Raw genomic sequence first — 13490 nt, forward strand, 5'->3', positions numbered from 1 at the left:
TGCCGACCTCTCATTTCCCTTATTGTGCTTTAAATATATGGTGGAATAATGTCCCTTTGAAAAACGTCATCGACTGTTTCGTGACGTTTTATCATGAAGCTTTTATCATCCGAGACCAATAACATTCCTGGACGTGGTAAAGCATTAAAGTTCGCCGCCATAGGCTCAACGTATGCACCGGTATTTAACAATGCAATAACGTCTCCTTCTATTAGTTTCGGCACCATGACTTGCTCAAATATCCATTCCGCATTACAGGTAGAACCAACAATATCTAAACAATCTTCAACAATGCTATCGGGCTTACTTGCAACAACAAAATCAAATGGTGGAGTAGGGTTTACGCCCATAATACTGAGAAAGACTTCTGATGTATCCACTTCAGCCCAGGTGTGCTCAATATTGATGGCTTCATGTTTTATGTTTTTTACTGAAGTTAAATGCAGGCCTGTTTGATTATGGGTTGCCCTTCCTGGTTCAACTTCAATTAAGATATCTTTAGTTGTAAGACCGTGCGCATTCATATTATCTCTAAACGCTGATGTAATTGATTTCGCGTAATCTTCTACCGTAGGGGTAGGGTAATCAGTTACTGCTACTCTGGTTTCTCTATCTAAACTGGCGGCAAAGCCGCCACCAAAATTAACTACTTTTGGGTTCCAACCATCGAGTTTTATACTTAACTGTTTGATCAGGTTTGTATAAGCCGCAATCAACTGCTGCCAAACTTGTAATTTTTTGGAGTGTCTGCCCATATGAATGTGTACCCCAAGCAAGTTAACGTCATTACAACCTTTTAACGTTTCTACCATTACCATCACTTCCGTTGTCGGAATACCGTACTTTATCGTTTGCGTTAACTGTTTAATTTGGGCACTAGGAAGAAAGTCTGAATTGTCATCGAGATCTTTAATATAAGGTTTAAGTCGCAGTAAAATATTGGCTTTCTTGTTGAGCTTTCGCGATTCTTCAATACAAAGGTCTAACTCTTTCGGGCTGTCTAAGATGATAGTAGCGCCAATGGATATGGATTTATTAATGATGTTGTTATCTTTAATAGAGCCATTTACTGAAATGTTTTCGCCTTTTACTCCGGCCCTAATCGCACATTCTAATTCGCTTGCGCCAAATATGTCACAACCGGCACCTTCACTATCGACAATTTTACGAATAGCAATGTTAGGGTTAGCTTTTACTGATGGTAAGACTTTTACGTTTCCTTCAGGCCAATATTTTTCAAATTGCTGTTTATAGTGCTGAATGTTTTTGCGTAAATAGGTTTCAGAAACTACAAATAATGGTGTGCCATGAGTTTTTGCCGCCTCGACTAAATCGACACCCTCTAAATGTAAATGCCCGTGTTTAACCGATAAATACGGATGTTCTGCAATAATATCTTTGAAATTCATGTGTTTCCCCAATTTCCAAATTAATCGTTATGCTTAATTAAGCATGATTTTTAACTGTTATTGCATGTTACCTAATATTTTAATTAAGACAGTACCCCCCAGTGGGTATTCACAGGATCAGCCTTTAATCGTTAATGTATAGTTAATGAACAGTTATAGGACATTAAAATGAAACATATTAATAACTTTAGAAAACTTACAACAACGACGTTATCAATAAGTATTGCTTTAGCTTTATCAATGGGTAGCTCTCAAGTATTAGCAGAAGAGCAATCTGTAGAAGTTGAAGACAATAATAACGCGCTTGAGGTGATCACAGTTACATCGCAAAAGCGATCTCAACGCATTCAAGATGTGCCTACTAGTATCAACGCATTCACTGAAAATGAATTAAAAGACTTAGGTATCAGCAACGCGGTAGATATTGCCAATGCGATTCCTAATATAGAGTTAAATTCAGCTGGTGGTAATGGGAACCAAATAATTACCATTCGCGGTGTTGGATTAAATGATTTTAGCTTAAATAACACTCCTACTACAGCGGTACACATCGACGAAGTGCCACTGAGTTCCAATGCTATGACTGGTTTTAGCTTATTCGATTTAGAACGAGTAGAAGTATTAAAAGGTCCTCAAGGTACATTATTTGGTCGTAATTCAACCGCGGGTGTCGTCAACTTTATTACCAAAAAACCAACTGATGTCACAGAAGGTTATGTTACAGCCACAGTCGGTAACTACCAAACATTTAACCTAGAAGGCGCCTTTGGTGGTGAATTAACCGATTCACTAACGGCAAGAGCTTCATTCAAATCAGAATCATCTGAAGAGGGCTTTCAAACTAACACAAATCCTGACGCTAGTTGGAATGAAAATGGTGAAGTAGACAAGTTTGCCGCAAGGGTACAATTATTGTGGACTGGTGATAATACAACTGTATTAGCTAATATCCATACGGGTTCAGATAAATCTCAACCATGGCTGCCTCAATCAGAAGGTACTACTGGACTTAATGGAGCACCTTGTGCTTCTGCACTGGTTGGTAGACCAGATCCTTCTGAATGTTATATTGACGGTTTTTTTGGCGCATCTTATCAAGGGATCTCTGATACAGATGGAGATGTTCATTCAGGCAGTTATGATTTTCAACCTGTTGCTGACGATGAATATAATGGATTCTCTTTAAGAGTTGATCATGAATTATCTTTTGCAACATTCACTTCTTTAACAGGTGTAGATAATTTCCATTATAGACACAAAACAGACCTAGACGGCATTGCCGGAATGGATTTACAAGAAATTGCCGGCTTTATCGGCCTGCCAATTAATGATACATGGCAAAAAGCAAATATATTGCATCAATACGAAGATTTTGAAGTTGATCAATTTACTCAAGAATTCAGACTAACCTCAACCACTGACGGTGATCTGAAGTGGATTACCGGTTTATTTATTGCCACTGAAGATATGAAAAACACTTCAGGTTACGCTTCTGATAATTTTGGTCTATTTGCTTCTCTTCCTTTTGATTTTGGTGGTTATGGTGCTGTGATAGAAAATACAGGTGCTGTTTTCAATCATACATTCGAACAAGAAAACACCAGTTATGCTGTTTTTGCTCAGTTCGACTACGCCCTTTTTGATAAAACAAATATTAGCTTTGGTACTCGCTATACTGAAGACGAGAAAGACTTCGAAGATGAAGCTTATGGTCTTGATGACGCAGGAAATCGTGTTGTTAAATTAATGCCTTATTCTGACAATGGTGCAGATGAAACTACGTTTAAACAATCCATGGACACTTCGCATGTTTCTTGGAAAGTAGGGATGGATCACAAAATAGAAAAGGACTGGATGATTTATGGAGGAATTTCTGAGGGACATAAATCAGGTGGCTTCCCTGGAACCATTCCTTTTGCTGAAGCTGATGTAGCGGCTTATGATGATGAAACAATTTTGGCTTATGAGTTAGGTTCAAAACTATCAGCGCTAGATAACTCCTTAAGATTAGATATCACCGCTTTTTATTATGATTATCAAGATATGCAAGGCGTATACGCAACTGCGGAAGGGTTTGATACTTTAAACCGCGTAGGTGATGCCGAAGTTAAAGGACTAGAGCTTAGTGGAACATGGTCATTAACTGAATCACTTACTTGGTCATTTGGAGCTGCAGTTTTAGACACCGAAATATCCGATAGTGTAGAGAATGTAGGTGATGCATTAGGCAACCCTACTGACTTTAATGGCAAAGAGTTATCCCATGCACCAAAACAATCTGCTTCAACTTCATTCAATTGGACTAATGAGGTGTCAGATAGCTTACTCCTATCAGTACAAGTTAATGCGGCTTATAAATCTGATTTCTATCTAAGATATGATAATGATCCTTCATCACACTGGGATGAATCATCTCTGGTACTAGGTTCAAGAATTACCTTATCAGATATAGATGACACATGGAGCGTAGCATTATGGGGAAGAAATATCACCGATGAAGAAATACCAGCTTACCAAAGTTTCAGTTTAGCTAAACAAGATCACTTTGTTTTTTATAATCAACCATCTACCTACGGTATAGATTTCACTTATCGATTTGGAGATTAAATTTTTAGGCCGCAATCTATAATGTGTTAAATTATAAATTGCGGCAAATTCTTTAAACTCAAGTCAATCAGGGTGAACATGAATTTCACGACTAAAGAAGTAATATCTACTAGCATCATTTCAGCTTTGGGAGCATTAATGTTCCTTTTACTTCCGGTGATCATTGGTATCACAACAGACAATCTCAATCTTTCTGAGCAACAAAGCGGCTTATTAGTATCTTTTTATTTCTTAGGATTTTTAGTTGCTTGTGTTCTATCACCATTTATCACAACAAAATTCGATTGGAAAAATGTCGGTTACTTAGGGGGGCTGTTTATGACTACAGGCCTTATTTTGATTGCTTTTTTACCTTCATATCAACTGGTATTAATATTTTTAAGTCTTATTGGGTTAGGCTCAGGCACTTTATTTAGTCTAGCAATAGTGATTTTATCTAAGGCTGAGAATGCTGAACGATATTTCGGTATAAAAATAATGTTTGAGCAAGTTTTAGGGGCACTTTTACTATTCATCATTCCAGCTTTTATTGTTACTTCATTTGGTTATCAAGGTTCATTTTTGGCGATATCATGCACTGTGATTTTACTTGGTTCGGCGTCATACGGCTTACCGAAAACTGCTAGGATTACAAATAAAGGCATCATGAAAGTTGCTGACAAAACCTCATCTTCACTTTCATGCAATATAAAATTATGGATTGCATTATTTTGCCTTTGTTTATTTTTTGGTGCGTTATCTACCCTTTGGTCGTTTGTTGAAAGGCTAGCCGTTACCAATAAACTTGCTGGCGATGACATTGGGCTGGGTTTGTCATTATCCGTTATGGGTGGTGCAGTTGGTGGGTTTTTAGCAGCCTATATTGGCAATAAGCTTAATTTAAAAAAATCTATTCTGTTGATCACCCCTTTAATTCTATTAATCGTTTGGGCCTTTTATCTACAGTTCACATTTGTTGTGTTTACGTTAGCTGCCTTTTCACTGTCTTTATGTTGGAACTTTAGTTTGGCTTATCAAATGAAAATAGTGATCAATCAGGATGAATCAAAAGCATCATGGCTTGCTTCGTTTCTCGCGATAGGGGGAATTATATGCCCTGCTGTAGGTGGCTTTTTATTAGGGGGGGCAGGTTGGCTGGGTCTATTCAGCGCAATTACTTTTATTCTTATTATTTGCTCAATCGGTTTTTATAACGTTTGCTCTAATAAACGAGCATTAGCCTCGTAAACAATAAAAAATTATTATACTTTTGGAGAACACATAATGTCATCAAACTTAACTCAAACGGAAAATGTTAATTTTTTGGAGTATGCAATTAAGAGAATTGCCATGGCAAAAGGTATGACAGAAACGCACGCAACTTGTATCGCTGACGCGATTTGTTTTGCTCATATTCAAGGGAAACTTAATCAAGGGTTAGGCGTATATGAATGTATAGAGTTAGCGTTTCAAACCGGCGCTTTAGACGTTAATAGTATCCCTTCAATCGTAAATGAAGACAGTAACTGGGCAGTGTTTGATGGTAAAAAATCTAGCGGATATTATGCCTTAACATTAATGGCCCAATGCGCGATAGAGAAAGCCAGAACTACGGGGATTTCTATTGTTTTTGGTAGCAATCATAACGACGCAGGAAGCTTTGCTAAGTATGTTTATATGGCATATGAGCAAGGCATGGTTGGAATGGCTTCAAATAACACAGTACCATTAGCCGCGCCTTATGGTGGTATGGAAAACAAACTATCGTGCCCGCCTTTTGATGCCATTATCCCCTCTGGAGAAAAGCCACCGATTTGGACCTCGACAAAATTTGCAGAATTTTATGATGCGGATATCGCTGAAGCGGTTCTTTTTGATAAGCCAATGAAGGGTAAATGGTTAATTGATCCAAAAAGTGGAGAATTAACCGATGATGCGAAATCATTCGCTCGTCCCATTCCTGGATTCGGGCGGGTAATGGATTATTCTTGCGGCGGTCAAATAGAAACGCCAAGAACCTATGCATTAAATATGTGGAATGAAGCATTAACAAGTATTATTAATCCGCTTGGTATCCCTTCTACATCAATGCCTTCTATTGAAGAGTTTGAACATGCTGAAGAGCCTATACCTAGTGTCGGCGGTAGCTATTTTATCTGTATCAACCCCGCTGTATTTGGTTCATTAGAACAAGTAAAACAAAAGTCTGATGATTATGTTTCTGCTATTAAAAGCTCAAAAGCAAGACCTGAACACAAAATAAGAGTTCCCGGGGAAGCTGGATATGTGAATATAACGACTGGCAATAAACAAGTCGAAGTTTTAACGAGTCATTGGCAGCCTTTTTTTGAGAATATAGCGTCAGGTTATGACATCACAGAACAGCAGTTAAGAGATGAATTTAATCGCTTATCATTAAATTCATAGCAATAATCATTTATGAAAAAGGTCATAATGTATCGCTCATTATGACCTTTTTAATTTGCATTGTTCTTTGTCAACTACACAAGATTCCAATAATAAATAATTACCATTGAGTCGGATTATCTTTACCATTTTGGCGACGGCGCACATTGGTTAATAAATTTAGCAATTCCCAATATAACCCTGTAGCAACGTTAGCAAAAGCACCAGAAGGGTCTCGAGCAGGGTTAAACTCAACCATGTCAGCGCCAATAATATTTAAATCATAACTACCAAGGATCATATCGCGCACTTGTCTTGGTGTTAACCCGAAAGGCTCTGGTCCGGTAGTTGCCATCATCTCAGTGCTGCATAAACCATCAACGTCAAAAGAAAAATAAGTTTTATCCAGACCAACAATTTCTTTGGCCTTATCTAAAACGTAAGGAACACCTTTTTCAAATACTTCGTCAGCGGTGATAATTGTCATGCCAGATTCTTTTGAGAAATCCCAAAGAAAGTTTGAACGACCACGAATACCAATTTGTACAGTACGTTCAGGGTCGATAAACCCTTGCAAAACAGCTTGTCTAAATACTGAACCATCGTTTACTGCGTCACCGCCCCATGAAGCCATAGTGTCGCAATGCGCATCAATATGGATTAGGCCAAAGGCTTCGTCATTGTTAGCCTTAGATAGCCCTTTTAGCACACCGTACGCAGTTGTATGTTCGCCACCACAATTTAATGTTGCACAACCCGCTTCTCCTAATGTTTGAAATACTGTAGCGATGTCTTCTAATCTAACTTGTAAATCAGTAGCGGACCATGGCACATCGCCATAGTCGGCAATATGGCACTGCTGAAAAGGAATGTTGCCAGAGTCATCATGAAATGGTCCCATAACGTGACTCCATTTTCGTATAGCCTCAGGACCATGACGTCCACCGGCTAAACCAATGGCACCTAAGTCAAGTGGAGAGCCAACAATGGCAATGTCGACATCGGTTAAGTCTGATTTATGCGGGGCTTGAAAGAAACCTGATTGCGGAAAAAAACCCGCGTTATCAAAGCGTACACCAGCAGCGGAAGAGCGAGCAAAGAAATCATTGATGCTCTCATCTTCAAAATCAAATGCTGGACGGTCTAGGGTTTTATAATGGGCTAATTTTTCGGGGCTTAATTTAGGCATATTCAATCTCTCAATTAGTTTATAGATATAAGTTAATCTAAATTTCTAATAATTTCCTCCCCCTTTGTGGGTATGCTAGGGGTGTCTTGGCAATTTCTATTTTTGATACCCTGCATTGGGTATGTAAATTAACTAAAATAAGGTTATAAATAGGCATAATTTATTTATCCATTTATGTATTAGATAAGGAATAATAATGGCATTCGATATAACAGAGTTCACTAAAGCCAAGCTACAAATGGAGTGTAAGATTCATTTTAAAGACAATTCAGCTCAAGAAGTCTTTGATATAATGGGAAATCCTGAATTGATCACTGAATGGTACCTACTGGCTGAAAGCGTGAAGATGCATCCTGCTATAGGAGATGAAGAAGCTAGCTTTAATGTAGTTTTCACTTTCTTTGGTGATGTATATGAAAAAGTTTTATATTGGCAGCCGCCGCTGAGATATGTATATTTAGCCCAAGGCCCTAATTTTCCAATTAAAGATTATGTTGCTGAAATTGAAGTTGTTGCGGATGAAAACAACTGTGGTGTTATGACTTGGCGTTTATATTATCAAGATATTGAAGGTGAAAATTTTAAACGGATCATCCCTACGCTTATTCCGGCGATGAATAAAGCTAGTATGGAAAAGTTATCTGAATTCATCGGAGGCTACAAAGTCGACTGTGTTATTTATTAAGATTAACTCATTGAACAGAAATTAATGCATATTTACTGAAGAATATGCATTAATTATTTACGTTTAAAGGGTATTTTTTTAAATTGTGAATTACAAACCAGGGCTCATACCGCCTGCAACAGGTAACGCTACCCCGGTCATATAACGGCTACTATCACTTGCCAAATAAACCACGGTATCACCGACAACATCCGGTTTTCCAGTAAAGCCTAAAGGTATATTACTGTCTTCAAGTTTTTGAGCCTCGGCTATGCTGATGTTGTTTTCATTGGCTATCATATCAAGGACTGTTTCATGCATTTGGGTATGAATTGAGCCAGGACAAATAGCGTTAACTCTAATGCCATCTTTAGCGTACTGCACAGCAAGTTGCTTGGTTAAACCAATAACTGCAAATTTACTTGCGGTATAGCACACTGGAATATCTTCAATTGCGCCTAAACCAGATAATGAGGCTATGTTTATGATACAGCCGGCATTATCTTGACTTAACATTTCAGGAATAGCGGCTTGACAAAAATCAGCAAGCCCTTTTAAGTTTACAGCCAAAGATATATTCCAATCTGTATCAGTCACCTCGAGAAAATTGGCACTGCCCATTCCTACACCGGCATTGTTGACTAAAATATCAATAGCCCCAAACTTTAATTTGGTTTCACTGATAACACGTTCAATGTCTTGCTTAGAAGTAACATCACAAGCAATCGCATGACCTTTTACACCATGACTGGCAATCTCAGCTGCTATAGTATCAAGGCCTGTAGAGCCTTGAAGATCTGTTGCGACAACATTGACGCCAGATCTTGCTAAGCAAATGGCAATGGCTCGACCAATGCCTTTGGGGTGGCTAGCACCTGTTACAATAGCTGTTCTATTCGTCATTTTGATTTCCTATTTTGATCCAAACTGATTTGGTTTCTAAATATAATTCCAATTGCTCAGGACCTAGATCTTTACCTACACCACTTAACTTTACTCCGCCAAATGGCATTGAAGGGTCACCTGGATCATGAATATTAACCCAAACACTACCTGCTTTTAATTGTGGAATAATTCGATGGGCACGAGAAATATCTTGCGTCCAAATGCTGGCAGCAAGGCCATAAACATTATCATTTGCTAAGTGAATAACTTCGGCTTCATTATCGAATGGTATGACTACTAATACCGGGCCGAAAATCTCTTCTTGTACAATTCTCATTGAGTTATTGGTATCAGCAAAAAGTGTTGGTTTAATAAAGAAACCATTTTCATTAAGGCTATAGCCGCCAGTGACTAACCGGGCACCTTCTTGTTTACCTATATCGATATAATCCATAATTCGTTGTTGTTGAGTTGCTGAAATAACCGGGCCCATTTGGGTTTGTGGATCTAAACTTGTGCCAAGTTTAATGCCTTCAGCAACCGCTTTTATTTTCTCAATTACTTCATCATAAATGCCACGCTGTACATAAAGGCGCGAACCGGCGCTGCATACTTGCCCAGCATTAAAATAAATACTGCCCAATGTACCATTAGCCAAAGCATTGGTATCGGCATCATTAAAAGCAATCATTGGTGATTTGCCACCTAACTCCAAAGTCACATGTTTGACGCCGTCAGCAATATTTTTACCGACTAACTTGCCTACGTCGGTAGAGCCGGTAAAAGATACTTTGGCAATGCCCGGATGTTGGGTGAGTGCATTGCCGATCGTACTGCCTTTGCCGGTAACGATATTGATCACCCCTTTAGGTAAACCAGCTTGTTCACATAATGTCATAAAGTACAACATGCTCAGTGAGGTTAACTCTGCGGGTTTTAACACAACGGTGCAACCTGCAGCTAAAGGCGCTGCTAATTTCCATGTAGCCATAGCAAAAGGCCAGTTCCAAGGCACGATAGCGCCAACTACACCAACAGGCTCTTTTTGCGTGTAACTAAAGTAATTACCTGGCATTGAAGTACTGCGAGTCGACCCTTGAATTTTAGTCGCCCAACCAGCGAAATATTCCCAAACATTAGCCGAACCGGCAATATCAACAGCTTTGCAGCCACTAATAGCCTTGCCGCTATCTAAGGACTCTAACTCTGCAATGGTTTGTAAATTAGCGCGAATTAACGCCGCTAATTTATGCATTACTTGCTCACGCTCACGGGGTTTATAATTTGACCATTCGCCACATAATGCATGTTGCGCGGCAGTTACTGCATCATTAATATCTTCACTTGTACCTTCAGTAATTTGTGCGAGTAGCTGTCCGGTAGATGGTTCAATAACTGCGATGTTTTCAACGCTATGACCTTGAGTAAATTGGCCATTAATATACATACCTAGATCACTATTTAAAAAATCTTTTGTATCTTGAGTAGCATTGTATTTTGCCAATAACTCAGTAACTTTAATATCCATGACTATTTATTCTCTTTCTCAAATATTTCCATGGCACTTAATAGCCATTTCGGTGCAGTTTCAACAGTCCCAACGCCGCCGTAGCTAAGTAAGCCCTCTTTATCGATGTTTCCAGACTTTATTTCACTGACAACATTTTCAAGATCGGTTAAAAATTGCTGTAAATATTCTTCTTCCATAACATCCAAGGTTAAATGAATAGCCGCCGGTTCTTGTACGCCAAGTAAACGCCAACCTAACTCTTCCATACCACCGACCACAAGCTCAATATTGAATCCTTCTGCAGCGATCATTAACAAGGGGCCATGGGTTTGCCAAGTAGTTAAGCCTTCAATTTCATTACACTTGGCAATAATAGAATCTTTAACATGCAAGATACGTTTAGCATTATTTATATAACCTTCTTTACCCCAGTAATGCATTAGTGCCCAAGCCCCTGCGACAGGACCTAAAGTGCGGCTACCAACAAACCCTTGAGAAAGATATAAACCACATGCCCATTCAGTGATTGGCATGTAATGATATTTCTGTTCTTCTTGAGAACGCCAGATCACAGTTGAACAAGGCTTTGGTGCATAGCCGTATTTATGCAAGTCAGCGGCAATGGAACGTACCCCCGATACTCTAAAATCATAAAGTGGCATTTCGACACCAAGCTCTCGAAAAAATGGCAAGATGTAACCACCAACACAGGCATCTACATGAAGCCATAAATCATGCTCGGCACACATAACACTAAACTCTTCAATTGGGTCTACTGTGCCGTATGGCCAATTAGGAGCGGAGCCAACAATGGCAATGGTATTTTCATTAATAGCGTTACTAATACCGTCAAGATCTACTGATAAATCGGCTAATTGTGGAACTACAATGACTTCTAAATCCAGGTATTTGCATACTTTGTGTACGGTAGAATGGGTAGAGTAGGGAGCGACAATATTAGGTTTAGTGATGCCTGGTTTAGTTTCTCTTGCCCATTTTCTGGCTGCATGTAAGGCGTTAAAGTTACTTTCAGTACCGCCTGAGGTTAAATTTGCACGACCTTGTTCACCGCCATTCATCACATCAACACAGATATCGAGAATTTCGTTTTCCATTTTGGCTGCAGACGCTTCTTGAAAGGTAAATAAACCATTCCACTCTAAAAATTCTTGAAAGGCATCATGTACAACCTTTTCCATTTCTTCTTGGCCTTGGAAAGTTGTACTGGCCAATTTTCCGCGTTGACCAGGAGTCATTTTAGCTCTGAGAGACTTCACTTGTCCCATAATGTCATCATAGGATTGCCCTTGAGTCGGCAGTGTGTAAATTGTATTTTTTCCCATGGTATCTCCAGATTGAAACTTAAATAATTTAAAAATAAAAAAGCCGTACATCAATGTTTAACGTACGGCAAACAGGCGAATTAAACTAGGCCTTCAGCAGAAACTTCTTGATAAACTTCTTCGATACTCTCATTCACTATTTGTAGTAGAGCTTGCACATCGTTTTCTGTAAGGGTTAATGGTGGTGAAATTACTATAAGGTTAACTATTGGGCGAATGACTAAACCACGCTCCATACACTTAGTGAACACTCTGCTGGCAACATTTAATGGTTCTTTAGTGTCTTTATTGCTAACCAGATCAATGCCAAGCATAAAGCCTTTGCCGCGGACATCACCAACAATTGGATTTGTTAATAATTCTTTTGCGCCATCTTGCAAAACAGGGCCAAGGTTGCGAACATTTTCTAAAATATTTTCTTCTTCAATAATTTCAAAGTTTTTTAATGCCGCCGCACACGCGGTTGCATGACCAGAATAGGTGAATCCTAAAGAAAGCACGCCACCATCACTTTGCGGTTTACTGATAACGTCATAAATGTCGCTAGATAAAATTGCCGCACCAAGTGGTACATAGCCAGAGTTTATGCCTTTAGCTACAATTAAAATATCAGGTTGGTAATCAAAAATTTCTTTAGACGCAACCCATTCACCTAAGCGTCCAAATGCGGTGACTACTTCATCAGCAATAAACAGTACGTCGTGCTTTTTACAAATCTCCCAACAACGACGATGATAACCTTCAGGTGCAACTAATACTCCGCCAGCTCCCATTATAGGCTCAGCAATAAACGCGGCTACATTATCGGCACCTAATTGTTGAATTCTATTTTCTAATTCAGCCGCTAAAAAGTTGCAATATTCTTGTTCAGTTAAGTTTTCAGCACCAGCTGGTCTTCTGTACATATCAGCAGCTGAAATATGGCTAACTAAATCTTGAGCAATTTGATCAAAGCAATCTTTAGTGCCATGAATGCCAGTTAAATTGGCGGCAAAATAAGTTGAACCATGATAACCATAATTACGGGAAATGATTTTTTTCTTATTCGGCTTGCCCCTTAAATTGTTGTAGTAATGCACTAATCTAAGAGCGATATCGTTGGCTGTAGAACCTCCACATGTATAAAATACATGGTTAAGGTTACCTGGTGAAATCTCAGCAAGCTTACTTGCTAATTCCGCCGCTGGCTCATTGGTAGTATGACCAAAAGGATTATAGTATTGCATTTTGGTGATTTGTTGATGGATTGCATCAGCCATATCTTTTCGACCATGACCAATATTTGCACACCAAAGACCAGCAATACCATCGAGCATTTTATGGCCATTAGAATCATAGATATAGTTACCATCAGCTTTAGAAATTACTTGGCTACCTTCGTCTTTGAATGTTGCGTAATCTGTATATGGGTGGATAAAGTGTTCTTTATCTTTTTTCCAAAAGTGATTGTTACTAGTTGTATTCATGTTGATTCTCCTCGCATTCTTAATAGCCCTAT

10 protein-coding genes are annotated in these 13490 nt (G+C 38.9%); 4 read left to right on the forward strand and 6 right to left on the reverse strand.

The features are described 5' to 3' along the window. Nucleotides 1-29 precede the first annotated feature (29 nt). The gene (locus RI844_RS15790; RefSeq protein WP_348395631.1) at nucleotides 30-1409 is read right to left on the reverse strand and encodes a diaminopimelate decarboxylase family protein; all 1380 of its coding nucleotides are present in this window, start codon (nucleotides 1407-1409) and stop codon (nucleotides 30-32) included. Nucleotides 1410-1577: 168 nt separating this feature from the next. Here RI844_RS15790 and RI844_RS15795 point away from each other — a divergent pair, with 168 nt between their 5' ends. From RI844_RS15795 to RI844_RS15805, 3 genes are all read left to right on the forward strand, one after another. Continuing rightward, nucleotides 1578-4016, forward strand: coding sequence for a TonB-dependent receptor (locus tag RI844_RS15795; RefSeq protein WP_348395632.1), 2439 nt, complete (start codon nucleotides 1578-1580; stop codon nucleotides 4014-4016). Nucleotides 4017-4094: 78 nt separating this feature from the next. Next, on the forward strand, nucleotides 4095-5243 hold the full coding sequence (locus tag RI844_RS15800) for an MFS transporter (RefSeq protein WP_348395633.1): 1149 nt from the start codon (nucleotides 4095-4097) through the stop codon (nucleotides 5241-5243). Between the two features lie 36 nt (nucleotides 5244-5279). After that, complete coding sequence (locus RI844_RS15805; RefSeq protein ID WP_348395634.1) at nucleotides 5280-6422, forward strand: Ldh family oxidoreductase; 1143 nt, start codon at nucleotides 5280-5282, stop codon at nucleotides 6420-6422. A gap of 100 nt (nucleotides 6423-6522) precedes the next feature. Here RI844_RS15805 and RI844_RS15810 read toward each other — a convergent pair whose 3' ends face one another. Beyond that, nucleotides 6523-7590 (reverse strand): arginase family protein, encoded by a 1068-nt coding sequence (locus RI844_RS15810; protein WP_348395635.1) that lies wholly within the window; start codon nucleotides 7588-7590, stop codon nucleotides 6523-6525. Nucleotides 7591-7786: 196 nt separating this feature from the next. On the opposite strand from RI844_RS15810, the gene RI844_RS15815 reads away from it, so the two are divergent. Continuing rightward, on the forward strand, nucleotides 7787-8275 hold the full coding sequence (locus RI844_RS15815) for an SRPBCC family protein (protein WP_348395636.1): 489 nt from the start codon (nucleotides 7787-7789) through the stop codon (nucleotides 8273-8275). Between the two features lie 90 nt (nucleotides 8276-8365). Here the strand turns inward: RI844_RS15815 and RI844_RS15820 are convergent, their stop codons facing one another. The 4 genes from RI844_RS15820 to RI844_RS15835 all read right to left on the reverse strand — a co-directional run bounded on the left by RI844_RS15820 (nucleotide 8366) and on the right by RI844_RS15835 (nucleotide 13458). Beyond that, entirely contained in the window at nucleotides 8366-9157 is a 792-nt protein-coding gene (locus RI844_RS15820) for an SDR family NAD(P)-dependent oxidoreductase (RefSeq protein ID WP_348395637.1), read from the reverse strand. Beyond that, on the reverse strand, nucleotides 9147-10667 hold the full coding sequence (locus RI844_RS15825; protein WP_348395638.1) for an aldehyde dehydrogenase family protein: 1521 nt from the start codon (nucleotides 10665-10667) through the stop codon (nucleotides 9147-9149). Before RI844_RS15825 ends, RI844_RS15820 begins: the two co-directional genes overlap by 11 nt. Nucleotides 10668-10669: 2 nt before the next feature. After that, entirely contained in the window at nucleotides 10670-11992 is a 1323-nt protein-coding gene (locus RI844_RS15830) for a pyridoxal phosphate-dependent decarboxylase family protein (protein ID WP_348395639.1), read from the reverse strand. Between the two features lie 80 nt (nucleotides 11993-12072). Continuing rightward, on the reverse strand, nucleotides 12073-13458 hold the full coding sequence (locus RI844_RS15835) for an aminotransferase (protein WP_348395640.1): 1386 nt from the start codon (nucleotides 13456-13458) through the stop codon (nucleotides 12073-12075). Nucleotides 13459-13490 lie beyond the last annotated feature (32 nt).

Origin of the sequence: Thalassotalea fonticola (assembly GCF_032911225.1) — a bacterium.
In the GTDB taxonomy this organism is placed as follows: Bacteria; Pseudomonadota; Gammaproteobacteria; order Enterobacterales; family Alteromonadaceae; genus Thalassotalea_A; species Thalassotalea_A fonticola.